The sequence below is a fragment of the Hyunsoonleella pacifica genome (assembly GCF_004310335.1).
GTDB classification, from domain to species: Bacteria; Bacteroidota; Bacteroidia; order Flavobacteriales; family Flavobacteriaceae; genus Jejuia; species Jejuia pacifica.
In genome coordinates this window covers 247,132-270,301 of record NZ_SIRS01000004.1, presented here as the reverse complement: position 1 = coordinate 270,301, position 23,170 = coordinate 247,132, and the positions used below count along the sequence as shown (strand labels likewise).

The following is a 23,170-nucleotide window of genomic DNA, read 5'->3' as shown; positions in this document are numbered from 1 at the left end:
TTTTTAATTTGATTAACAAAAATAATCATTTTAATAGTTTTTAACTTAAGTATTTATTATGAAAATAGAATTTTAATTGCTAAAACGTTATAGTTTTTTTACTTAAAAGCACTAAATGTTAAAAAGGATAGTTAATACCAATGTTGTACACGGCATTTTTAAAGTTGTAGTCGTTAAACCAGCGATTTTCATCACGATAAGAAGGATCGTAAGTTTTAAAACCAACATCGAAACGAAACAGAAAGAAACTAAAATCATAACGTAATCCAAAGCCAGAACCTACAGCAATGTCTCTTAGAGAATTTAAACCAGAAAATGTAGCACGAGGATCGTTAACATCATCTAGAGCATTCCATATGTTTCCAGCATCTACAAATAAGGCACCATTTAAACTGCCAAACAAGTTAAAGCGTTGTTCTGCACTTAAAGCAATTTTAAGGTTAGCTTCATTAAATTCATCAGTGCTTTCTGAGCTTCCTGGCCCTAAAGCATAGGCAGTCCATGCTCTATTGTCGTTAGCTCCACCACCAAAGAAACTTTTTGCAAATGGAATGTTATCTGAATTTCCATAGGGAATAGCAATGCCAAAGAAGCTACGTATAGCAAATATGTTTTGTTTTCCTAAATCCCATCGCTTTACATAGTCGAATTCAGTTTTAATGTATTGTGAAAATGCTACATCAAAAATATTAAACCTATCATTAGCATCTTTTTTTAAACCTAATAATTTTGATGCATTAGCTAAAAGTGTACCAGCAGATTCAATTCTAAATCTAAAAATAGAAAAATCTTCATCCAGCAAACTAGTTCTATTATCTTTTATAAAATTAAAACTGGTTGATAAAATTAAGTTGTCTTCAGTTAATCTATCTTTACGCTCATTAATTGCTGAAACTCTTCTAAAATCTTCATCACTTGAGTTTAAGGCTGTGTTATTGTTTAAAACGTCAGAAATAAAGGTTTCTGCACCTTCAGGTTTTGAGAGTTCACTTCCACCTGTATAATTTATAGATTGTGCAATGTCATTTAATCTTCTAAAAGAAGTAGTGTATATATCAAAATAATTATCAGTATTTAAGTTCCTAACATATTGTATATTAAAAAGATCTAACTGATTTGTTACTTTGGTATTTGGTCTCCAATTGTAGCTGAAAATTCCGCTTAATGCTTGTTTGTCTAATCCAATGTTGGTTTGTCCAGATCCTGATAAGGTAATTCGTGTGGATGGAGACATATATTTAGGAATAATTTTTTCTGTATTAAATGGAGAAAATAATCTTGGAATTGTTAATCTTAAATCTAGAGCCAATTCATTGATGTCAAAAAATGGATCACCTACCTGTCTATTTGGTTCAACAGAAGAACCAATAGCCGCTGTTCCTGAGATTTCAAAGGTTTCAGCTCCCTTAAATATATTTCTAATGGTTAAGCTAGGGTTCAATGCGAGACCAACTCTTTGGATATTACTAGTTGACGCTTCAGTACTAAAACCAAGGCTAAACTTTTTTAACGGTGTGAGATAAATATTAGCAGTTAATGTCGTGTCATTTTCTTCTACATATTCAATATCAGGATATTTAAACGTTCGCAATTCGTTTAAATGTCTATAAGTATAAGTTCTATCAATATCTTTAAATAAAGAGTTTGGCGCTATAAAAATGGCATCAGTAATGGCCTTTGGTTTAAAACGCATGTCTCCATAACTATAAAGTTTGAAATTGTTGTAGGTAATAGAGTCTTTAACTAGAGTTCCTTTATTGGCAAAAGTATGGTCTGTATAAACATTAACATCTTTTACCTTAAAAATTTTGAATGGTTTTCGTAAAATAGAATCAGGTGTTCTTACTGCTCTATTTTGAATGTTGAAATTTACATTTACCTTATTGTTGGTGCCTATGGTATCAATTTCAACTGTAATATAATCTTGTTTAAAATGAAATAATCCATGATTTCTTAGTAAACCAGAAATCCGTTCTCGTTCTAATTCAAAATTTATTGTTTTGTATTGTTCTCCTTTTTTTACTAATGCATTTTTTCTAAATCTTGGGTAAAGTGTTTCAACAGCAGGAGAAGCAATGTTTTCGGAAATTGAATCAATAATAAAAGCTGGGCCCTTTTCAATATTGTATGTAACTTCGGCACGTTTATTATCCCCTCTTTCAATATTGTAATTTCCTGAAACATTAAACCATCCATTATTTATATAATAATCCTGAAGTCGCTTTACAGATTTTTTTGTTTTATCTTCATTTAAAATTACAGGAGCTTCGCCAGTTTTTTTAAGCCATTGGTTAAAATGTAATTTAGACTCCTGCATTTTATAATACTGTTTCTTTGATAAAAAACGTTTGAGCCCCTTTTTACTAGAGTCCGTTAATTTATCTGTGAGAATAGAATCTATATTTGGGCGTGCCAAATTGTAAATACCAAGACGTAGAGGTATTTTGCTATTGGGTTTTTGATAGATAAGACTGTTTAAGAGTTCAGATTTATTCTTTTTACCATCAATAACAATCGTATTATTGGTTAAGAGGTGTTCGTCTTTAGCAACTCTTTTAACTGTATTACAAGATGTAAAACAGCTAGAAAGCATAACAAATAATAATATTTTAATAAAATGCTGCTTTAAATACACTTACAATAAAACCGTTATAGATTTAGGTTAAAATTTAGTTGCATTTTAATTGGTTTAATTTACAACTGTTAGGTTCAAAAATACACTATTTCAAATTAAATTTACCCTGCTAAACCAAAGTAAAAATAGTTTAGCTTTTTCTTTATGTTTGCATAACTATTTCTGTGAGATGCTTTCAAAAAACCAAATAAAATTAATAAACCGATTAGGTCAAAAAAAATATAGACTTGCAGAAGGCTACTTTGTAGCCGAAGGCGTTAAAACAATAAGAGAGCTTCTACAATCTCATTTTAAACTTCATCAATTATATACGACAGAATCTTTCAATATTGATGCCAAAATTGAAAATTTAATTTCAGAAGTAGATTTAAAGCGCATTAGTTTTTTAAAAACCCCCAATAAAGCTTTAGCTGTTTTTTATATACCTAAGCCTAAACCAATTACTCATAAGGGGTTAATAGTAGCTTTGGATGATGTACGTGATCCTGGAAATCTAGGTACAATAATCAGGTTGTGTGATTGGTTTGGAATTAAAGATTTGGTTTGTAGTAAACAAACGGTGGATTGTTATAATCCGAAAGTTTTACAGGCTACAATGGGCTCAATATCACGCGTAAATGTTAGCTATGTAGATTTAAATATGTTTTTAAATGATACAAGATTACCTGTTTTTGGAGCTTTTATGGCTGGAGATAACGTATACAATGCAACACTGCCTAAAGAGGGTATTTTAGTCATGGGTAATGAGGCAAATGGAATTTCTAAAGTTATAGAAAGTACAATTACCAAACCTTTAGCAATACCTAGATTTGGAAAAATACAAGCTACCGAAAGTTTAAATGTAGCAACTGCAACAGCTATTTTATTAAGTGAGTTTAAACGGAATATCTAACTTGATCATTGTCTATATGACAATTTTAGGGTGGATTAAACGTTTATTTTTGAAATGATGGTTATATTTTTTCGACCCATACATCATGATAATCTTAACCTAAAAAATATAAAAATGAAAAAGATTCTTTTACTAGCCTTAGGCATAGTTTTAACCACAGCATGTAATAACGATGATGATATTACGGTAGATCCACCAGAACAAAATTTTGATTATAATGAGAATTTAAATGGAGATCTGGCTAATACAAATACTACTCCCACAGTACTTGGATTTGTGGGTGGACAAAATACTGTTACAACAACACAATCTTCAAGTGATGTGGATTACTTTACATTTACAGTACCTTCAGGATATGAATTGACTCAAATAATTGTTGAAGATTACCAATCATCTGACGATGCAGGGTTTATTGGTATTGTAAATGGAAATACATTTCAAACGGATGCAGCCAGTACTGGCGCTAGTGATTTATTAGGAGGATTGGTATATGGTGTTGCAAATAGAGGTAATGATATTTTAGCTAGTATGGGAAATTTAAATGGAGCACAAGGATTTACTGGTGCATTACCTGCTGGAGATTATAGTATTTGGTTAAATCAAACTGGAGCATCCTCTGAAACCACACTTAATTTTAGAATTACTAAAATCAATTAAAAATAATATCTGTTTACTGGAATGTAAAGTTGATGAAAATACCTCTAGTTTGCATTCTGGTAATATTGCTTGTCCACGGGCTATTAGGATCATTATCCCTTACCAGTTCATCTCCCATTCCAAAAAGACCACGAATAGAAGGAGTGAATTTAAAATTATAGAGATAAAAATCAATACCAAAACCTAATTCGTAAAATAAAGGACTGCTTTTGGTTCTAAATTGCCCTTTGCTATTATCATCAGGGTTGTTTTCGTTACTCGATAAATTTATGGCGGTAGAAAAACCTCCTATAATAAAAGGTTTAAAATTATTTATACGTTTGGTAGATATTTTTAAAAGTAAAGGTACATGTATGTATGTGGATTTTACTTCACGAGATAAGTCAGACTCTTTAAAATCTACACCCTGGAAATATTCTTCACTATAAAACAACTCTCTTGTAGTAATAAAAAGTCCTGGTTCAAGTCTTAAATCAAGAAAACTATTTACCCTCATATTACCTATTAAACCTACACTAAAACCAGGGCTGGTTTTTACATAAATATCACGTAGGTCTTGATTATAGTCAAAATTAAAATCGTAGTTGTTAATACCTAAAAAATAACCCCAACGCAAAAATTTGAAATCGGTAGTACCACGACCTTGATTTGCATCATAAGTGATTTTCTCTTTTTTAAACAGCTGTGCTTGAGTTGTTTGAAAAGATATAAGAAAAACAAAACCAATTAAAATTTGTCTCATAATTACTTTGATGATTTATAAATTGTTGCTACCCCTAAAGTTTGAGGAAAATCTTCAACATTAATAAACCCAATTTCTCGTAAAATATTGTTTAAAGCCTCGCCATAAGGAAAAGCTGAAGCTGATTCGCATAAATATTTATATGCACTTCTGTCTTTAGAAAAAATCCTGCCAATTAGAGGTAAAATATTTTTGGTATAAAAATTATAGCCCTGTTTGTAAGGAGTCTTTGTAGGGATTGAGGTTTCAAGAATAACAAAAACGCCTCCCGGTTTTAATACTCTAAGAATATCTTTAAGTCCTTTTTGTAAATTCTCAAAATTTCTTACACCAAAGGCTACAGTAATAGCATCAAAAGTGTTGTCTTCAAAAGGCATGTTTTCAGAATCGCCTAATACCATTTCAATTTTATCAGATAAGCCTTTTGTGTTAATTTTTTGTTTTCCAACCTCTAGCATACCAGAGCTAATGTCTAAACCAATAATTTTTTCAGCTTTAGTATTTGCCATAGCAATTGCTAAATCGCCTGTTCCTGTAGCAATATCTAAAACGCTTTTTGCATTTTGTGCATCAACTAATTTTACAACTTTTTTTCGCCATTTTACATCTATTCCAAATGAAATTACACGGTTTAACCCATCATAATTATCAGAAATAGTGTCAAACATTTTAGTAACCTGTTCCTTTTTAGTTTGATTACTATCCTTATAAGGTTTAATTTTAGACAAATCGCTATTTTTTTGGCAAACTTACATATTTAAATGATTTTTACCTAGAAGCTTATGTTTAAACAGAGCGTAATGTTATTGCAGTAATTTAGAGTACTGATATTTATTTTATAGTATCTTTGTGCTACTTTTTATGATTATTACAGAATGAAAATAATAATTGCTGGAGCTGGTGAGGTTGGATTTCATTTGGCGAAATTATTGTCCTACGAATCTCAGGAAATCACTTTAATAGATATTGATAAAGAGAGTTTAAGTTATGCTGATACTCATTTAGATATTAAAGTAATTCGTGGAGATGCTACTTCAATAGGAATTTTACGAGAAGCCAATGTAGATGTTTGTGATTTACTAATAGGAGTTACAGCATCAGAGACTACAAATATTACAGTTTGCGTTCTAGCAAAACAATTAGGAGCCAAGCGTACTATTGCTAGAATATCTAATAATGAATTTATTAGTAATAAAGAAGAAATTGGCTTTACTCGATTTGGTATTGATGAACTTATATCGCCAGAAGCTTTAGCGGCTTCAGAGATTGAATTATCCTTAAGACAATCATCTTTTAGTGATACTTATGAATTTGAAGAAGGTGCCTTAACTATGGCGGGCTTAACATTATCAAAAGAAGCTTCTTTTGTAGGTAAAAATGTTAAAGAAGCAGCTAAAATATTTCCAGAAATTCATTTTATACCTATTGCTATACAGCGCCAAGGTACACAGTATACGCTTATTCCAAGAGGAGATACAATTTTTAAAGAAGGCGATAATGTAGTTTTTATCACTTCAGAAGGAGGAGCAGAAGAATTATGTAGATTAACAGGGAAAACCAATACTGATATCAAAAGTGTGATGATATTGGGAGGAACAGAAATTGGTTTTAAAGCAGCAAAAGATTTAAGTGATAAAGGCTTTAATATTAAGCTTTTAGAGGGGGATAAGGAGCGTGCATTTGATATTGCAGATCAGTTACCAAATGTTTTAGTAATTAAGAGTGATGGTAGAAAGGTAGATGTTTTAGATGAAGAGAGTATAGGAGATATGGATGCTTTTATTGCTGTAGGAGATAATTCTGAAACCAATATTATGTCTTGTTTGGTAGCAAAATCTAAAGGTGTAAAAAAATCTATAGCTCTTGTTGAGAATATGGATTATTTTGAGTTGTCTCATTCCATAGGAATTGATACTTTGATAAATAAGAAGCTTCTAGCTGCGAATAGTATTTTTAGATACATAAGAAAAGGTGAGGTTGTAGCTATGACAAAGCTTAGTAATATGAATGCTGAGCTATTAGAGTTTGAAGTGAAATCTAGGTCTGCTATTTGCAATAAGTTGATAAAGAATATAGATTTTCCACGTTCTGCTATTATAGGGGGCGTTATTCGAGGTAATATAGGTTATATTGCGTTAGGCGATTTTAAAATACAAGAAGGAGATAAGGTTGTGGTTTGTAGTTTATTACGTTCTATAAAAGGTGTGGAAAAACTATTCTTATAAGAAGAACTTACTTTGATGAAACTCAATTATAAAATTATTTTTCATTTTTTAGGGCTCCTCATTTTATTTAATGGAGGGTTTATGTTGCTTTCAACATTAGTAAGTCTTTTGTACAAAGATGGTGTAACGTTAAACCTTCTTATCGCAGCATTAGTTACCCTTGCACTTGGCGGTTTTGCTATGTTATTTACTAGAAAGCATAACAAAGAAATGAATAAGCGCGAAGGTTATATTGTTGTAGCCTTTGGTTGGATAATAATGGCGCTAACAGGTACATTACCTTATGTAATTACTGGTAGTATACCAAGTTTTACTAATGCGTTTTTCGAAACCATGTCTGGGTATACCACTACAGGTGCATCTATTTTAAATGATATTGAAGCTATGCCTGAAGGTATTCTGTTTTGGCGCAGTTTAACGCATTGGATAGGAGGAATGGGTATTATTGTTTTAGCTATTGCCATTCTTCCGCTTTTAGGTATAGGAGGTATGCAAATGTTTGCAGCAGAAGCCCCAGGGCCAAGTGCAGATAAATTGCACCCAAGAATTACAGATACTGCTAAACGATTGTGGTTGATTTACTTTGGATATACAGCTGCAGAAACTATTCTGTTAAGTGTTGCAGGGATGTCTTTTTTTGATGCTATAAATCATGCACTCTGTACAGTGTCAACAGGAGGTTTTTCTACAAAAAATGCTAGCGTAGCATATTGGAATGGGCAACCCATCATTCAATATATTATCATCCTTTTTATGTTTTTGGCAGGAACTAATTTCGTATTAAGCTATTTTGCTTTTAAAGGAAAGGTACAAAAAGTATTGCATGATGAGGAGTTTAAGCTTTATTTCAAGTTCATCGCTATATTTACAACAATAGCTGCTTTGTTAATTTATTTTAAAGCAGATGTCTCAGTTTCTTCTATAGCGCATCCCATGGTATGGGGAGAAGGAGAGAGTGCAGTAAGGCATGCGCTGTTTCAAGTTCTAGCTATTATCACTACTACAGGTTTCGTAACTGCAGATTATACGCTGTGGACTCCATTTTTGGTAGTTTTCTTTTTTGGTTTGATGTTTTTAGGGGGCTCAGCAGGAAGTACTTCTGGCGGTGTAAAAGTAGTAAGACATTTATTATTAATTAAAAATGGTTTTCTAGAGTTTAAAAGAGCATTACACCCTAGTGCCATATTGCCTGTACGCTATAATATGAAAGCTATTTCTGGAGATATTGTCTTTAATATATTGGCATTCTTTATTTTGTATATGCTTTCTTTTATTATTGGAGCTTTAGTATTCTCTATGTTTCAAATGGATTTTTCTTCAGCTATAGGTTTAGCCGCATCTAGTCTAGGTAATGTAGGTCCTGCGTTGGGAGATTTTGGTCCTGTAAATAATTATGCTGCTTTACCTCCATTAGCGCAATGGTGGGCTTCTTTTTTAATGCTTATAGGACGATTGGAATTATTTACTGTTTTAGTCTTATTTACACCTTTTTTCTGGAGAAATAGATAAATTATATCAAATAAACCCCAGTTTTTTTGCCGCTTTTACTAAGTTAAAATTATTGTCTTTGTTTATATCAAGAAGTGTTTTTAGTTTGGTTTTTCTAACTTCTATAGCTCTCGTTGATAATGGAATATACTTATAAAGGTCTTTAGTTTTTTCACCCATAGATAAATGATATAATATTTGTCGGTCAAAATCATCAATAGTAACTCCTTTGTAGTTAATGACTTCTGTTGTTTTTTTTATCGTTTTGCTATAAAAGTACTTGCTTTGTAAAACACTATGAATTGAATCTTTAAAATCTTTAACATCAACATCAGATTTTATCATATATCCCTCAGGATTTATTTCTTTGACAATGTTGAGAACTCTTATTTGATTCGTAATTGAAGTAAGAATGATAATTTTTGTTTTAGGAGTCTTTTTTCTAATTAAAAGCCCTAAATCTTCTCCACTAAGAAATTTATTATTTTCTGATGTAGGTAATTGTAAATCTAGTATAACGATATCATTTTCAACACTTGATATCTGTTCGACAGCTTCATCACAGTTTTGGGCAAAATTTATACAAAATTCATAATCTTCTATTTCATTCAAAATATTTTTATAGGCACGAGCTATTATTTTATGATCCTCAATTATCAATAAATTCAGCCTTTTCATGGATATAAATCGCAGTATTTTAGGTAAGTAGTATTAAAATAAAATTTAAATCCTAAAAGTATAAATAGTTTCTCGGTGTTTCATGTACGTAGGAAAAATATGTGGAAAAACCACATTGTAGATAGATTTTAAACTCGGTTATTTGTATATTGTTTTTTGAGTCATGGGCTTTCAATTTTTACTCATTAACAATACATAATCAACACTAGGGCTGCTATATTTTTATTGCAGCCTTTTTTAATCCATTAAATGTGAGTGATTTGTGATTTTTGTCATTAATATTAGTTTACTCAATAAACTGTGAGTCATTCCAAAGATAAGCCTCAAAACGTATGTTTTTTAAAACGGGAATTGTGAAAGTATTTTCTTAAATTAAAAATAAAGTGACGTAATATATCAAAAGTGTAACTTTTTCTATTTAAACACTACTTATGATTAAACAGTAATTTGACTTATTATGGGAGGAGAAGGTTCAATGATGGCAGCAAATAGTTCCTTAAAGACTAATAGAGGTCAACTATCAAAACGAAAAGAAAAGAAAGGATTAGGTGGAAGTTATGCTGGTATCGAATTAAAGGATTTTCCTGAGGCCACTGAAGAACAAATACAAGAGGTAAGAGATAAAATTCAGGAGCAAAATAGAAAGTCCCAATCAAGAAGGATTATAGTTTTTTGTACCTTGATAGTGCTATTTATTTTACTATTCACTTTATTATAATTTTATGCCATTTGCAGAATCATTTCAAACGACTCTAAAGAATAATAAGACTATTATGACTGATAAGTCTAAACATTTTAAAAAGACTTTGGGAGGATTTGAGTGGTCTGGTAAAAACCAATTTGATTTTCCCGAAGCTACTCCTCAACAACTAAAGGAAATTAGAGAAAGCATTCAAAAAGAAAATAGACTTAAAAATGTGAAATTATTTTTCATTCTTTTTGTAATTGGAGTAACAGCTTTACTGTGTCTAATATTATTGTTTTGATAATGAAAAAAGCCGCTCATGGCGGCTTTCAATTTATGTAATGAAAATGTGTTTTTAACTCACTGCAGCTTCAATACGTTTAATAGCTTCAATAATTTGTTCTTGAGAAGCAGCGTAAGAAATTCTAATACAATTAGGGTTTCCAAAAGCATCTCCTGTAACTGTAGCAACTAAAGCTTCTTCTAGTAAAAATAAAGAAAAATCAGTTGCATTATTTATTTTATGTCCTTTTAAGGTTTTTCCAAAGAAATGTGTTACATCAGGAAATACATAAAATGCACCATCTGGTGTATTTGATTTAAAACCTTCAATATTGCTTAACAAATCTAAAATTAAATCACGACGTACTTTAAACTCATCAATCATGAATTTTACAGATGACGGGTCTTCATTTAAAGCGGTAATAACAGCACGTTGTGCAATACAGTTAGCACCACTTGTTGTTTGACCTTGTAGTTTATTACAGGCTCTAGCAATTTTCTCAGGAGCACCAATAAAACCAATTCGCCAACCAGTCATAGCAAAAGCTTTAGACACTCCGTTTACAGTAATGGTTCTATCATACATTTCAGGAAAACTAGCAATACTGGTGTGACCTTTTCCATAGTTTATATGCTCGTAAATCTCATCTGAAACTACATAAATGTTTGGGTGCTTTGCTAAAACTTCAACCAATGCTTGTAATTCTTCTTTACTATAAACCGATCCACTCGGGTTACAAGGAGAACTAAACCACATCATTTTAGTTTTTGGTGTAATAGCTGCTTCTAACTGGTCAGCAGTCATTTTAAAGTCAGTATCAATTGAAGTTTTTACTTCAACAGGAATACCATCATTTAATTTTACGATATCAGAATAACTTACCCAGTAAGGACACGGCAATATTACTTCATCTCCCTCATTTAACATAACTCCAGCAACATTAGCTAAACATTGTTTAGCTCCTGTAGATACTACTATTTGTGATGGCGTGTAGGTTAAATTATTATCACGCTTAAATTTTTTAATCACAGCATCTTTTAATTCTCCATAACCATCAACTGGTGTATATGAGTTATAGCCGTCATTTACTGCCTGAATAGCAGCTTCACGAATAAAATCTGGAACCTTAAAATCTGGTTCGCCAAGGCTTAAGCCTATAATGTCTTTTCCTTCTCCTCTTAACTCTCTAGCTTTTGCCGCCATAGCTAAGGTGGCAGATGTAGACATGTTTAAAATTCTATCTGATAATAATTGCATTTTAATTTATTTTGATCGGTAAATATTGTAATTAAGCTAAGCTAGGTTTTTGCCCTAGAGTTTTTAATTGATTGTAATGTTCTGCCACAGCTTGCCAAAACGTATTATACTCGTTGTAAGGTAAGCTAAACTCTTGTGCTGTGTCTTTAACTATTTTAGCTAATTTGTTATAATGAATATGGCTTATATGAGAGAATAAGTGATGCTCAACCTGTCTATTTAAACCTCCAGTATAAAATTCTACAAACCAACTTTTAGGAGAAAAGTTTGATGTTGTAAATAGTTGGTGAATTGCCCAAGTATTTTTCATATTACCCTGTTCATCAGGAAGCGGCATTTCAGTATTAGGCATAACGTGTGCTAATTGAAATATAACACTTAAAATAATACCTGCTGTATAGTGCATTATTAGGAAACCAATTAAAACTTCCCACCATTTAAACCCTAAAGCTAGGGGTAGAACAACCCAAATAGAGTAGTAAACAATTTTTCCAATAATTAGTTTAGTCCATTGTGTTGCAGGATTAGGCATTTTACCATAAGCCAGCTTTCTTTTTAAATAACGGTATGTTTGAGTAAAATCGGTAGTAATTGCCCAATTAGCCGTTAATAATCCATATAGGAAAAAAGCATAAAATCTTTGATATTTATGAAAACTATACCATTTAGCATGTTTAGAGAATCTGATTATTCTACCAGCATCAATATCTTCATCATGTCCTTGAATATTCGTGTAAGTGTGGTGTAGTACATTATGTTGTACTTTCCAGTTGTAATCATTACCAGCTAAAATATAGATGCTGCTTCCCATTAGCTTGTTTACCCATTTTTTACTGGAAAAAGAGCCATGGTTTGCGTCGTGCATTACATTCATACCTACACCAGCCATACCAATGCCAACAATTATCATCCCTAATATCTGTGCCCAACCTGGTAAACTTTCAATAGTAAAAATTAAAACTACAGGAACAATTAATAAGGAAAACATAACTATAGCCTTAGCATATAGTTTCCAGTTGCCTGTACGTTTAAGATTATTTTCTTTAAAATACTCGTTAACGCGTTTGTTTAGCGTTTTAAAAAATTTTGCAGGGTCTTTTCTTGAAAATGAAAGGGCTTGCTTATTCATAATAATGCTAGTTTAATCAGTTCGTATAAAATAATCTTAAATACGAAAGGCAAAGATAAATATTAATATGTGCAACAAAGAACGTTTTGATGTAAAAAAATGTACGTGAATATTCTATTTTTGTTCAAAATTTAACATTAATGGAATTAATTTCTAAATATTTTCCTAATCTGTCAAAAGACCAAATCTCTCAATTCCAGAATCTTGAAAGTTTGTATAAAGACTGGAATTTAAAAATAAATGTAGTGTCTCGAAAAGATATTGACGAATTGTATTTACGCCACGTATTACACTCTTTGGCTATTGCAAAATTTATATCATTTAAAGATGGTACGCAGATTATGGATGTAGGTACAGGAGGAGGTTTTCCTGGAATTCCATTAGCAATTATGTTTCCAAATTGTCATTTTCATTTGGTAGATAGTATTGCTAAAAAGCTTAAGGTAGTAAATGAAGTTGTAGAAGGATTAGGGTTAACCAATGTTAAAACAACTCACACTAGGGTGGAGGAGATAGATGAAACTTACGATTTTATAGTAAGTCGCGCAGTAGCTGCAATGCCTACTTTTGTGCATTGGACAAAAGGTAAAATAGCTAAAAGTCAAAAAAATGAATTAAAGAATGGTATTTTATATCTTAAAGGAGGAGACTTAACCGAAGAATTGAAAGACTATACCACTGCTAAAATCCACAATTTAAGTAATTACTTTGAAGAAGATTTTTTCGATACTAAAAAGTTAGTCCATTTACCTCAGAAGTTTAAAAGTTAGGAATTTCTATAATTTAATTTACTCAAAATCAACTCTAAAATTATCCTAATTAGTTGTTTAAGGAAAGTGTGCAATTGGTAAATGTTTAATATTGGCTATAGGGAATTTAATCTTTCAACATAACTTTCAAAAATATACCCCTCATCTATACTCCAAGATGTTTCTTTAAAAAGCGAAATATCATTCTTGTATTTATGAAATTCATTTTCAGCAGCTAATATGTTTTTTGCTTTTTTGAAACAATGTTTAGCTTTATCATAGTTTTCTGAGTGATAATTTGCTACAGCTAGAGCAACAAGAGTTTCATGGTCTATTGAGTTAAAAGAGAGTGTGTCTTCAAAGCTTTTTACAGCAGCGGTATAGTTTCTGTCAAAAAGTTGTGCTATACCAAGATAAAAATAAGCGGAGTCATTGGTTTTATCTAGGTTAATAGCTTTTTTAAAATCTGCAGCTGCTTTTTTAAAATCTTTCATATTAAGATAAGCAATACCTCTATTGTGATACGTATCACTATTAGGTTCTAAACTTATACTTTTATTAAGGAATAGAATAGCTAATTCTTTTTGCTTAAGCTCTGTAAGAGATAAACCTAGTTGAATGTTAGTATTTACATCATCAGGGAAGTACTTTAATAAAAAAATAAAAGATTGTACAGCTTGTTTGTACTTATGTAAATTAAATTGGGCCATTCCCAAATTATAATAAGCTTGAAAAAAATCTCGATTATATTGAATTGCCATCACATAATCCTCATAAGCACCTTCAAAGTCACCCAAAGCATATTTTGCATTTCCACGGTTGTAAAATGTATCTGCATCAGGTTTTGAGAATATTATTTTTGTAAAGTCTAATATAGAGCTCCAATAATTTTGTAAATCGTATTTCGCTAAACCACGGTAAAAGTAGGCATCTAAATTTTTATCATCTACCTCGATAGCTTTTGTGAAAATTTCTATTTTTTGTTTTGGATCAGTAATTTTTTTTCCCTGTCTTACCAATTTTTGTGATTGCCCAATAATAATTAATGGAAAAAGAAAAAAGGAAATTAAAAATATGTATGTATAAAATCGTTTATTCATAGCAATAAGAATAAAATATTTAAAAAATAAATACACAACAAAGTAATTATATAGACACCTAATGTTTAGGTGCTTTTGTACTAAAAATACGAAATAAAGATACTTTAAGTACTAGTTTTAAGAGAAATTTAGGTATTTGAGCCTTTTACGTAGTATTACAATTTATTTAGTTTGTGGAATAACTCTCTAAAAACTTGCTTTTCGTTAACCTCCCAATAGGTGTCTTTAAAGGCAGAAACTGCATTATCGCCTCTGGCTCCTAAAAGATTTTTTGCACGCTTAAAACTTAGCTTAGCTTTTTCCAGATCTCCTATGTGATGGTAAGCTATTGCTAATCCAAAATGCGCATCATAGTCCATATTGTCTTTGAGTGTAGCAATAGACAAGTTTTCAATGGCTTGTTGAAACTCTCCCAATAAAAAATGACTTACCCCTAAATAAAAATATGCAGGTGCGTTATTTGAATTTAATTTTACAGCCTTTAAAAAATCATTTTTGGCTTCTTTGTAATAATTAATTTCTAATAAAGCATACCCGCGATTATAATACGATCTGCTGTTTGGTCTAATTAAAATACAAGCACCAAAATCTTTAAATGCTAATTTGTAGTTTTTCAATTCCATATAAGCTAAAGCACGCTGGCTGTAAGCTTTATAATCATTAGGAAAAAATCGTATCACTTTAGAAAAATCCTCAACAGCACCCTTGTAATCCTCTAGACTAAATTTAGTGTTTCCTAAATTAAAATAAGCACCTATTAAGTCTGGATCCAGAGCTATAGCTTTTTCGTAATCAAACAAAGCGCCGTCAAAATCTTGTAAATTAAACTTGCAGTTACCACGATTATAATAACTATCAGCATCAGGTTCGAAGAAAATTATTTTGGTAAAATCTAAAATAGCACCATTAAAATCTTCTAGATTATACTTAGCAATACCCCTGTAAAATAGGGCATCTAAATGTTTATTATCAATTTCTAAAGCCTGATTTAGTAGTTCTATTTGCGCTTTTGGATCGTTAAGTCTTAAAGCTTGCCTTACGAATTTTGTAGCCTGCCCAAAACTTAATAATGGCACAAAAAGTAAAAATAGTAGTGTCTTTTTCATACTTATAAAAAACGTCAATTCTTAATGGGTATTGTTTTTAATGCTAGTAAAGTATCAAAAACTATTCCACGATAATTGATGTATAAAACTAATGAAATTTTAAAGACAACATTATTACTTTTAGTTTTTTGATTGTAAATTTTGTTTTTTCTTTTCTAAAAAAGCTTTTTCTAAATCGTTAGTCACAAAATCTAGAGCTAGGTTAATATATTTTAAAGCTTCTTTGGTATTAGACATAGCAGCATATAAGTCAGCTAATGCACCATAATATAGGTAGGATCGTTGTTCAAAATCCTCAGGTTTTAATTTAGCTAAGTAGGATTTTGCTAGTTTGTAATCTTTAGTTTGTAAACATATTACTGCTATGGTAAGTAAGTGAGAAGGCATAGGCTGTAGTGCATGTAGGCATTGATACCAATGTAGAATTTTTTTCCAATCGGTATCCTCAAAAGTTCTGGCTTTTAAATGCTCAGCAGCAATAGCAGCTTCGTAGTGGTAGCAAGAAAACTCTTCTGTTTCTACTGCTTTATACATCATAGAATTACCTAATTGAAGTAAAGGAAAATGCCATTTACTACGATCTTGATGTTTTAAATCTAGTAACTCATTGTCAGCATTGGTTTTACTGTCAATTCTAGCAGCATGAAAACACATTAAGGCACAAAGAGCATAAGTTTCGGGAGTTCTAGTTAGTTCTTTTTTTAAAAGCATTTGCGATAAACGTAAAGCCTCTGTACATAATTCTTGTCTAATCAAGATCTCTTTTTTGTTGGAATGAAACCCCTCATTAAAAATAAGATATAGTACTTCCATGACGCTCTCCAGTCTGTAGGCTAAAGATTTTCCTTGTGGAATTTTAAATTTAATATCTGCCTGTTTAATTGTTTTTCTGGCTCTAGATAGTCGTTTTTTTACGGTTTCTTCTTTGGTTAACAATGCAGAGGCAATTTCTTTAATACTAAAGCCAGATACTGTTTTTAGAGCAAAAGAAATACGGTCTCGAGGATCTAAGCTAGGGTGGCATGCAGTAAAAATCATACGCAGTTGTGCATCCTCTATCTCAGAGTCTAAAAACAGATCGTTTATAGCAATGGCGTCCGTTCCTTGATTGATGTTAGGTAGGTGTTTTTGCTCTGTTTTTAGCTTTCTAAAAATATCAAGAACCCTGTTTTTGGCGGCCTGGGTCAACCATGCTTCAGGGTGTTCTGGTTGTTGGTTTCTCCAACTTATACTAGCCTTAATAAAAGTATCCTGTACAGCATCCTCAATAATGTCAAGATGTTTAAGCCCAAAAATTCTAGTTAAAACAGAGACCATCTTTCCGCTATGGTGGCGAAAAAGATGGTCTATTAGGTTAGAACTCATTATTGGTCAAATACCATAATTTCACGAATTTCTACCGTGCCTCCCAAATCGTAATCAGGGTAGTCCTTGGCAATTTCCTGTACATCGTCAAAGTTGTTAGCTTTAACCACATAATAACCTCCTACAATTTCTTTAACCTCTGCCGAAGTTAAATCAGTAACCGTTCTATTGGCACCAGAAATACGACGCACTTGCGGCGTTAAGGCATCACCATGGTGTACAATACCAGCCTGTGTCATTTTATCATTCCAGGCAAACCACTTACCCATACGGTTTTGTAAATCCTCAGGCGACAGACCTAAAGCGGTGTAATCGGCTCCAATAAAAATCATCATAAATTCTTTCATAATTGTAAATTTTAAAGTTTATATCAGTAAGACGGTTGCCAAAAAGTAAAAGGGGACAACTTTTTTCAAAAATAATTAATTAAGGAGTATAATTATATTTTTTTGGAGTTACCCTCCTTAGGTCGGATCAGGCCTGCCTGCCGGCAGGCTTTCGGCAGTCGCTCCCTCCTGTGTCGGGGAGCTTCAAAAATGCTTCAATCCTTAATGCAGGGAGTGCTTGCTAGAGTTTAGTTTAAAGTTTGAAGTCGTGTTAAGTTAGATATTGACTCCTTTTAACTCTTACCTGTTCGTAGGTCAAGGGTTCTCATAGGTGTTAATTTTGATTTATCAAAGATGTCTTTAATTTTATATTATCAGCTACAGTTTATTATTATTCACAAAAGCTTTATCTAGTTCCTTATATAGGTTTAAAGATTTTTCGCTTTCTGTTTTGATATTTTCATATAGAGAATTAGCAATTACACGAATTGAATGTTTTTCTGCTTCAGAGAGAGTAGGGTATTTATATTCACTTTCATTAATATGGTATAGTATCTTTTTTTTTCTAGTCTCAAAAAAATCTAATTCATTACGTTCTTTGCAAATCTGTTTTAATTGCCCTTGCCAATCAAGATAATTTTTGTTTTTATTTTTTCTTCTCTTATTACAGTCGTTACAAACTGGCGCTATATTTCCAGGATGATGCAATCCATATTCAGTTCTGTTAAACATTATTAAATGTTCTATCTGTAGTTTTAATTCTCCTCTTTCGCAATAAGAACATTTTCCATTAAAATATATATCTCTAATTTTCTCCCAATCTTTTTTTCCTTTCCCTGAGCCGGTATTGAATGGTCTTTGAAGATAATACTCTCCAATTTTGGTTAATAAAGCCCTAACTGCTGTATTTGCAGAGTCAGAATATGTATTATATACAGCCATATTTTTAAATTCTGAAAGTCATTTTTAGTTTGTTAAAATTGTAATTAATTTTTTGTATATGCACCTTGTTTTTAATGATTTATATCCAATATTAAACCAATTTCGTTAATTTTTCTGATAAAATCAAAGTCAGTAATCTAAACCAATCTGAAATTTTCAAAAAAACTCAAATTTTCAAATTACATTTGAAACTCAAGTTTTATAAATGAGCCATTTTCAACAAACATTAGAAAACCCTGTTTGGTATGCATTGCATGAAACACACCAGAAGTTTTCTAAGGTGTATGATGAAGTGCAGTTTTATAATCCAGAAATATGCCCGTTTGGAGCCTTCACAAATGCTACTAAAACTAAAAAAGCACTAACAGCATATTCTAGATTAACCAAGGATTTTTTTCTTGTCTCTGAAAAAGAAATTCCAACTTTTGATGAAACACTTGTAGTATTGAATAAAAAAATGGAAGGCTGTCAAATGGTATTGAACACCTTAATTGATGTAGATGTTACAGAAACCATAGTGCCATTAACTGAAACACATATTAAAGAAATTTATGATTTAATATGGCTTGTTATGCCAGGGTATTACCAAAAAAGAACATTTTATATGGGGAATTACTATGGTATTTTTAAAGATGGAAAATTAGTATCTATATCTGGGCAACGCATGCAAACTAATAGTTTTATTGAAGTAAGTGGTGTGGTAACACATCCTAGGTATACTCGACAAGGTTTAGCTAAACAACTTACTGCTCATGCCACTAAAGAAATTATAAAATCAGGAAAACATCCTATTTTACATACTACTAAAGGTAATCCCGCTATTCGTTTGTACCAATCTTTAGGATTTCAGCTAACTAGAGATATGAATTGGTGGTATTTCAGTAGAAAGTAATGAGGTAAATTGATTTTTTGTAAGAAAAATCGAGGTATAAGAACTAGTATTTCCGCAAGGCTATTGAAACCTTGCGGATATTTATAATATTAAGCTTTTATAAAATTTCTGTAAATACAGGATTTGGATTATTCTCCCAAAAACGGATACCTATAATCCGCAGGTGTTACAAATGTTTCTTTTATCAGTCTAGGAGATACCCATCTTAAAAGATTTTGTGCACTACCCGCTTTATCGTTTGTTCCAGAAGCTCTGGCCCCACCAAAAGGTTGTTGTCCTACAACAGCACCAGTTGGCTTGTCGTTAATGTAGAAGTTACCAGCACTGTTTTGTAATGCTTCGGTAGCTTGTGTAATTGCATACCTGTCTTTTGCTAGAATAGCACCTGTTAACGCATATTCGCTAGTTTCGTCAACGAGCTTTAAAGTTTCTGCGTAAGTGTCATCTTCATAAACATAAATTGTAATTACTGGACCAAATAACTCTGTACACATGGTAGAGTATTTTGGGTTTGTAGTGACTAAAACTGTAGGGGCAATAAAATACCCTTTGCTTTTGTCGTAATTACCACCAATCAAGACTTCTACATCTGTATCTGATTTTGCTTGGTCAATATATTTTGCCAATTTATCAAAAGACCCTTCGTGGATTACAGCAGTAATAAAATTAGTCATGTCCTCAGGAGACCCCATTTTAAAGGATTTTACGTCTTCAATCACAAAGTTTTTAACATCATTCCAAATGCTTTTAGGTATATAAGCTCTTGAGGCGGCACTACATTTTTGTCCTTGAAATTCAAAAGCACCTCTAGAAATTGCTGTAGCTACCTGTTTAGGATTAGCTGATTTGTGAGCAATAATAAAATCTTTACCCCCAGTTTCTCCAACAATTTTTGGATAGGTTTTATAATTGTGAATGTTGTTTCCTATTTGTTTCCAGAGTTCTTTAAATACAAATGTAGACCCTGTAAAATGTAAACCTGAAAAATCTGGACTTGCCAAAACTGTATTCGTAATCATAACAGGATCTCCAAAAACTACATTTATTACTCCAGGAGGCACACCAGCTTCTTCAAAAACATCCATTATTACTTTTGCAGAATATACTTGGCTATCACTGGGCTTCCATACCACTACATTACCCATTAATGCCATGCATGCTGGTAAATTGCCAGCTATGGCTGTAAAGTTAAACGGTGTTACAGCATAAGTAAACCCTTCTAGAGGTCTATATTCTACACGGTTCCAAGCATCACTTGTACTTTCAGGTTGTTCCATGTAAATATCTGCCATGAATTGTACGTTAAAACGTAAAAAATCTATCAACTCACAAGCAGCATCAATTTCAGCTTGGTGTATGGTTTTAGATTGCGCTATCATTGTAGCTGCATTAATTTTTGTACGATATGGGCCCGCAATAAGTTCTGCAGCTTTTAAAAAGATGCCAGCACGTTGTTCCCATGGAATGTTGCTCCATGTTTTTCTAGCTTCTAAGGCAGTTATAATGGCATCATCAATATGTTTTTGTTCTGCTAAATGATAAGTGCCAACCACATGTTGATGGTTGTGAGGTGGCGACATGGTTCTTGTGTTTCCAGTGGTAATATTTTTACCACCAATATAAAGAGGTACATCTACTGTGCTGTTGTACATTGTTTGGTAAGCTTCTAAAACAGCATCACGTTCTGGAGTTCCAGGAGCATAAGATTTTACGGGTTCGTTAACTGCAACAGGTACATTAAAAAATCCTTTTCCCATAATTTATTGGTTTTTGATAAAAAATTTTCAGTGAATTGACTACAAATTTAAGAATTATTAAATTACAAAGTGTTACATGAATACCTTAAAATCGCGTTAAATTTTTAAAATAGAGTTGCTTTTTGGTTATAATTTTATGTGCCTTAGTTTGATTTACTTTTTATTTATTTTTTGTAAGTTGGCTGTTCTATAAGAGACTACTGTTTTATGTGTACAGTTACAATTATTCCTAAGAGTGATAACGATTTTATTTTAACCTCAAATCGAGACGAGTCACCCAATAGAGTGTCTTTAGCTCCAGAGTTTTATTCTGTTGATGATACTGAAGTTTTATTTCCTAAAGACGAATTGTCTGGAGGGACATGGATTGGTGTTAGTGAAAAAAAACGAGTGATTTGTGTGTTAAATGGTGGTTTTGCAATTCATGAAAGCAAAACAGCTTATCGACTGAGTAGAGGGGTTTTAGCAAAACAATTTATGGCTGCTGATTCCATTGAGGAGTTAGTTGATGTTTATAATTTTGATGGTATTGAGCCTTTTACTATTGTTATCGCTGATTGGAATACTACATTAAAGTTTTACGAATTAGTTTGGGATGGGGTTAAGAAATATTTTGAAGAACTTCCTTTAGAACCAAAAATGTGGTCATCTTCTACGTTATATGATGAAGGCATGCGAGCTGAAAGACAACAATGGTTTGTGGATTATAAATTAGAACATATTCTTAATTCTGATACTATTTTAGAGTTTCATAAAACAGCTGGAGCGGGTAATGAAGATTATGGTGTTGTTATGGATAGAGGGTTTGTGAAAACAACTAGTATTACACAAATAGAAAAAAATGCAGGTAGTGTGACGATGCATTATGAGAATTTTATAAATAACAAAAAGACGTCCACTACTTTTAATACTCCACAAACGGTTAATGGGTAATACAGGCATTATTATAACTATGGCTTATCCAGAAACTATTGTTATGGTTGCTGATGAGTGGTATTCTCCCTTTTTAAGGTATTTAGGTATTGGTAAGAAAAACTATTTACGTGCTGGACATGCGGCATTAGTTTTAATTGATAAGTCTACAGGTGTTTTAGAGTATCATGATTTTGGTCGTTATATTACACCAGAACCCAATGGCCGTGTACGTGGAAAAGATACTGATAACGAATTGGATTTTCCATTAGTGGCGAAAATTGAAAATGACGAAATAAAAAACCTAGATGAAGTTTTAAAGTTTTTGGGAACCCACCCTAAGTTGACTCATGGTGATGGTAAATTGGTGGCTTCAGTGTGTAATGCTGTGGATTATCAAAAAGCAAGAGCGCATATTACCGAAATGCAAAATAAGCATTTTATCCGCTATGCTGCTTTTATAAAAAATGCTTGTAATTGTGCACGTTTTGTGACTGATAGTTTGATTGCTTCAGTGAATGACATGTTGATTAAGAAAGCACTTGAAAAATCAAAATGGTTTACTCCAAGTACAGTGGGGAATGTGCTTTTAGCTGATACTGAAAACTATGTGTGTGAGGTGTCTGAGACAGGCGTGATATCAGAATTTAAAGGGTCACAGAAGAGTGAAAATATACGCTACTTTTTAGATAGGCTTAAAGCTCATAAAGTAAACCTTGTAGGTACATTAAAACCCAAATATAATAATGAAAAAGCAGATCATGCACAATGGTTATCTGGTATAGCAGCAGGGGCTTGGTTTGAGCTTTATAATAATGGAGATGATAATACGTATAGGTTTAGGCGAATTTCTCCTTATGGGAACGTAGATTGTGATGCGGCATTTAGGGTTGATGACACTTCTTTTAATTATGACTTACCTTATGAATTTGTGCATTACTCTAATTGTAAATTTATTCATGTGAAGCAAGGAGAGCAAGTGTTTAGGTTTAATGTGTTACACTAAGTATAGTTTTTTCCAATTTTAGATATTTCAGAATCTAATTCAGACTCAGTATTTTTTTTAATTACAATTAATACAAGTAAAGTTAAAATTCCACTGATGTACTTTAAAGGTGGGGTTACTACACTGATAATATCTGCAACATAGGTATAGCCAATGTCGTAATTGTTGTTTTCTTCAGTATGACTTTCTGCATGAGGAAATAATATTTTGTCTATAAAAGTTATGCTGTCAAACCCTACAAAATATAACCAACCAGCAATAAACCTGTAGCATATAAATAAAAATGAAAAAAATGCCCAAAATGCTAAGAGTACTTTGTTTGTCCATTTTTGATTTATCATTTT

23 protein-coding genes are annotated in these 23,170 nt (G+C 32.0%); 10 read left to right on the top strand and 13 right to left on the bottom strand.

Annotation, left to right across the window (positions count from 1 at the left end):
- Positions 1–118: 118 nt before the first annotated feature.
- Entirely contained in the window at positions 119–2,593 is a 2,475-nt protein-coding gene (tamL, locus tag EYD46_RS10440) for a translocation and assembly module lipoprotein TamL (RefSeq protein WP_130937061.1), read from the bottom strand.
- Positions 2,594–2,804: 211 nt separating this feature from the next.
- Between tamL and EYD46_RS10435 the strand changes: the two genes are divergently transcribed.
- Complete coding sequence (locus EYD46_RS10435; protein ID WP_130937059.1) at positions 2,805–3,527, top strand: TrmH family RNA methyltransferase; 723 nt, start codon at positions 2,805–2,807, stop codon at positions 3,525–3,527.
- Positions 3,528–3,641: 114 nt separating this feature from the next.
- Positions 3,642–4,184 (top strand): hypothetical protein, encoded by a 543-nt coding sequence (locus tag EYD46_RS10430; RefSeq protein ID WP_130937057.1) that lies wholly within the window; start codon positions 3,642–3,644, stop codon positions 4,182–4,184.
- A 13-nt stretch (positions 4,185–4,197) separates the two neighbouring features.
- Here the strand turns inward: EYD46_RS10430 and porT are convergent, their stop codons facing one another.
- Both porT and ubiE read right to left on the bottom strand, forming a co-directional pair.
- Positions 4,198–4,926, bottom strand: coding sequence for a type IX secretion/gliding motility protein PorT/SprT (porT, locus tag EYD46_RS10425; protein WP_130937056.1), 729 nt, complete (start codon positions 4,924–4,926; stop codon positions 4,198–4,200).
- Between the two features lie 2 nt (positions 4,927–4,928).
- Positions 4,929–5,654 (bottom strand): bifunctional demethylmenaquinone methyltransferase/2-methoxy-6-polyprenyl-1,4-benzoquinol methylase UbiE, encoded by a 726-nt coding sequence (gene ubiE, locus EYD46_RS10420; protein WP_130937054.1) that lies wholly within the window; start codon positions 5,652–5,654, stop codon positions 4,929–4,931.
- A 147-nt stretch (positions 5,655–5,801) separates the two neighbouring features.
- Here ubiE and trkA point away from each other — a divergent pair, with 147 nt between their 5' ends.
- Both trkA and EYD46_RS10410 read left to right on the top strand, forming a co-directional pair.
- A complete protein-coding gene (gene trkA / locus EYD46_RS10415) occupies positions 5,802–7,151 on the top strand; it encodes a Trk system potassium transporter TrkA (protein ID WP_130937052.1) in 1,350 nt (449 codons plus the stop codon).
- A gap of 15 nt (positions 7,152–7,166) precedes the next feature.
- Positions 7,167–8,660, top strand: a complete 1,494-nt coding sequence (locus EYD46_RS10410) for a TrkH family potassium uptake protein (RefSeq protein WP_130937050.1) — start codon at positions 7,167–7,169, stop codon at positions 8,658–8,660.
- A gap of 6 nt (positions 8,661–8,666) precedes the next feature.
- On the opposite strand, the gene EYD46_RS10405 is transcribed toward EYD46_RS10410, so the two are convergent.
- Entirely contained in the window at positions 8,667–9,317 is a 651-nt protein-coding gene (locus EYD46_RS10405; RefSeq protein ID WP_130937048.1) for a response regulator, read from the bottom strand.
- A gap of 457 nt (positions 9,318–9,774) precedes the next feature.
- On the opposite strand from EYD46_RS10405, the gene EYD46_RS10400 reads away from it, so the two are divergent.
- Positions 9,775–10,035, top strand: coding sequence for a hypothetical protein (locus EYD46_RS10400; RefSeq protein WP_130937047.1), 261 nt, complete (start codon positions 9,775–9,777; stop codon positions 10,033–10,035).
- A gap of 4 nt (positions 10,036–10,039) precedes the next feature.
- The gene (locus tag EYD46_RS10395; protein ID WP_130937045.1) at positions 10,040–10,303 is read left to right on the top strand and encodes a hypothetical protein; all 264 of its coding nucleotides are present in this window, start codon (positions 10,040–10,042) and stop codon (positions 10,301–10,303) included.
- Positions 10,304–10,357: 54 nt separating this feature from the next.
- Here EYD46_RS10395 and EYD46_RS10390 read toward each other — a convergent pair whose 3' ends face one another.
- The gene (locus EYD46_RS10390) at positions 10,358–11,542 is read right to left on the bottom strand and encodes a pyridoxal phosphate-dependent aminotransferase (protein ID WP_130937044.1); all 1,185 of its coding nucleotides are present in this window, start codon (positions 11,540–11,542) and stop codon (positions 10,358–10,360) included.
- Between the two features lie 31 nt (positions 11,543–11,573).
- A complete protein-coding gene (locus EYD46_RS10385) occupies positions 11,574–12,671 on the bottom strand; it encodes a fatty acid desaturase family protein (RefSeq protein WP_130937043.1) in 1,098 nt (365 codons plus the stop codon).
- 140 nt (positions 12,672–12,811) lie between these two features.
- Between EYD46_RS10385 and rsmG the strand changes: the two genes are divergently transcribed.
- Positions 12,812–13,441, top strand: coding sequence for a 16S rRNA (guanine(527)-N(7))-methyltransferase RsmG (rsmG, locus tag EYD46_RS10380; RefSeq protein WP_130937041.1), 630 nt, complete (start codon positions 12,812–12,814; stop codon positions 13,439–13,441).
- A gap of 95 nt (positions 13,442–13,536) precedes the next feature.
- On the opposite strand, the gene EYD46_RS10375 is transcribed toward rsmG, so the two are convergent.
- The 5 genes from EYD46_RS10375 to EYD46_RS10355 form a co-directional block, all read right to left on the bottom strand.
- Positions 13,537–14,520, bottom strand: coding sequence for a tetratricopeptide repeat protein (locus EYD46_RS10375; RefSeq protein WP_130937039.1), 984 nt, complete (start codon positions 14,518–14,520; stop codon positions 13,537–13,539).
- Positions 14,521–14,675: 155 nt separating this feature from the next.
- The gene (locus EYD46_RS10370) at positions 14,676–15,626 is read right to left on the bottom strand and encodes a tetratricopeptide repeat protein (protein WP_130937037.1); all 951 of its coding nucleotides are present in this window, start codon (positions 15,624–15,626) and stop codon (positions 14,676–14,678) included.
- Between the two features lie 120 nt (positions 15,627–15,746).
- Entirely contained in the window at positions 15,747–16,991 is a 1,245-nt protein-coding gene (locus EYD46_RS10365; RefSeq protein ID WP_130937035.1) for an RNA polymerase sigma factor, read from the bottom strand.
- Positions 16,991–17,338 (bottom strand): YciI family protein, encoded by a 348-nt coding sequence (locus tag EYD46_RS10360; RefSeq protein ID WP_130937034.1) that lies wholly within the window; start codon positions 17,336–17,338, stop codon positions 16,991–16,993. Before EYD46_RS10360 ends, EYD46_RS10365 begins: the two co-directional genes overlap by 1 nt.
- A gap of 357 nt (positions 17,339–17,695) precedes the next feature.
- Positions 17,696–18,259, bottom strand: a complete 564-nt coding sequence (locus EYD46_RS10355) for an HNH endonuclease (protein WP_130937032.1) — start codon at positions 18,257–18,259, stop codon at positions 17,696–17,698.
- Positions 18,260–18,464: 205 nt separating this feature from the next.
- On the opposite strand from EYD46_RS10355, the gene EYD46_RS10350 reads away from it, so the two are divergent.
- Positions 18,465–19,151 carry a GNAT family N-acetyltransferase gene (locus EYD46_RS10350; RefSeq protein WP_130937030.1) on the top strand — a complete coding sequence of 229 codons (687 nt, stop codon included), beginning with the start codon at positions 18,465–18,467 and terminating at the stop codon, positions 19,149–19,151.
- A gap of 128 nt (positions 19,152–19,279) precedes the next feature.
- Here EYD46_RS10350 and pruA read toward each other — a convergent pair whose 3' ends face one another.
- Entirely contained in the window at positions 19,280–20,908 is a 1,629-nt protein-coding gene (pruA, locus tag EYD46_RS10345) for an L-glutamate gamma-semialdehyde dehydrogenase (RefSeq protein WP_130937028.1), read from the bottom strand.
- 207 nt (positions 20,909–21,115) lie between these two features.
- Here pruA and EYD46_RS10340 point away from each other — a divergent pair, with 207 nt between their 5' ends.
- On the top strand, positions 21,116–21,841 hold the full coding sequence (locus EYD46_RS10340; RefSeq protein ID WP_130937027.1) for an NRDE family protein: 726 nt from the start codon (positions 21,116–21,118) through the stop codon (positions 21,839–21,841).
- The gene (locus EYD46_RS10335) at positions 21,834–22,826 is read left to right on the top strand and encodes a DUF6695 family protein (protein WP_130937026.1); all 993 of its coding nucleotides are present in this window, start codon (positions 21,834–21,836) and stop codon (positions 22,824–22,826) included. The genes EYD46_RS10340 and EYD46_RS10335 overlap by 8 nt, the downstream gene beginning before the upstream one ends.
- On the opposite strand, the gene EYD46_RS10330 is transcribed toward EYD46_RS10335, so the two are convergent.
- Positions 22,823–23,167 (bottom strand): hypothetical protein, encoded by a 345-nt coding sequence (locus tag EYD46_RS10330; protein WP_130937024.1) that lies wholly within the window; start codon positions 23,165–23,167, stop codon positions 22,823–22,825. The two genes, EYD46_RS10335 and EYD46_RS10330, sit on opposite strands and share 4 nt — an antisense overlap.
- Between the last annotated feature and the right edge of the window lie 3 nt (positions 23,168–23,170).

Bases quoted from the DNA above. Each gene is read 5' to 3' on its own strand.
- tamL (WP_130937061.1), bottom strand. From the start codon at position 2,593: ATGCTTTCTAGCTGTTTTACATCTTGTAATACAGTTAAAAGAGTTGCT.
- EYD46_RS10435 (WP_130937059.1), top strand. From the start codon at position 2,805: ATGCTTTCAAAAAACCAAATAAAATTAATAAACCGATTAGGTCAAAAA.
- EYD46_RS10430 (WP_130937057.1), top strand. From the start codon at position 3,642: ATGAAAAAGATTCTTTTACTAGCCTTAGGCATAGTTTTAACCACAGCA.
- porT (WP_130937056.1), bottom strand. From the start codon at position 4,926: ATGAGACAAATTTTAATTGGTTTTGTTTTTCTTATATCTTTTCAAACA.
- trkA (WP_130937052.1), top strand. From the start codon at position 5,802: ATGAAAATAATAATTGCTGGAGCTGGTGAGGTTGGATTTCATTTGGCG.
- EYD46_RS10410 (WP_130937050.1), top strand. From the start codon at position 7,167: ATGAAACTCAATTATAAAATTATTTTTCATTTTTTAGGGCTCCTCATT.
- EYD46_RS10405 (WP_130937048.1), bottom strand. From the start codon at position 9,317: ATGAAAAGGCTGAATTTATTGATAATTGAGGATCATAAAATAATAGCT.
- EYD46_RS10400 (WP_130937047.1), top strand. From the start codon at position 9,775: ATGGGAGGAGAAGGTTCAATGATGGCAGCAAATAGTTCCTTAAAGACT.
- EYD46_RS10395 (WP_130937045.1), top strand. From the start codon at position 10,040: ATGCCATTTGCAGAATCATTTCAAACGACTCTAAAGAATAATAAGACT.
- EYD46_RS10390 (WP_130937044.1), bottom strand. From the start codon at position 11,542: ATGCAATTATTATCAGATAGAATTTTAAACATGTCTACATCTGCCACC.
- EYD46_RS10385 (WP_130937043.1), bottom strand. From the start codon at position 12,671: ATGAATAAGCAAGCCCTTTCATTTTCAAGAAAAGACCCTGCAAAATTT.
- rsmG (WP_130937041.1), top strand. From the start codon at position 12,812: ATGGAATTAATTTCTAAATATTTTCCTAATCTGTCAAAAGACCAAATC.
- EYD46_RS10375 (WP_130937039.1), bottom strand. From the start codon at position 14,520: ATGAATAAACGATTTTATACATACATATTTTTAATTTCCTTTTTTCTT.
- EYD46_RS10370 (WP_130937037.1), bottom strand. From the start codon at position 15,626: ATGAAAAAGACACTACTATTTTTACTTTTTGTGCCATTATTAAGTTTT.
- EYD46_RS10365 (WP_130937035.1), bottom strand. From the start codon at position 16,991: ATGAGTTCTAACCTAATAGACCATCTTTTTCGCCACCATAGCGGAAAG.
- EYD46_RS10360 (WP_130937034.1), bottom strand. From the start codon at position 17,338: ATGAAAGAATTTATGATGATTTTTATTGGAGCCGATTACACCGCTTTA.
- EYD46_RS10355 (WP_130937032.1), bottom strand. From the start codon at position 18,259: ATGGCTGTATATAATACATATTCTGACTCTGCAAATACAGCAGTTAGG.
- EYD46_RS10350 (WP_130937030.1), top strand. From the start codon at position 18,465: ATGAGCCATTTTCAACAAACATTAGAAAACCCTGTTTGGTATGCATTG.
- pruA (WP_130937028.1), bottom strand. From the start codon at position 20,908: ATGGGAAAAGGATTTTTTAATGTACCTGTTGCAGTTAACGAACCCGTA.
- EYD46_RS10340 (WP_130937027.1), top strand. From the start codon at position 21,116: ATGTGTACAGTTACAATTATTCCTAAGAGTGATAACGATTTTATTTTA.
- EYD46_RS10335 (WP_130937026.1), top strand. From the start codon at position 21,834: ATGGGTAATACAGGCATTATTATAACTATGGCTTATCCAGAAACTATT.
- EYD46_RS10330 (WP_130937024.1), bottom strand. From the start codon at position 23,167: ATGATAAATCAAAAATGGACAAACAAAGTACTCTTAGCATTTTGGGCA.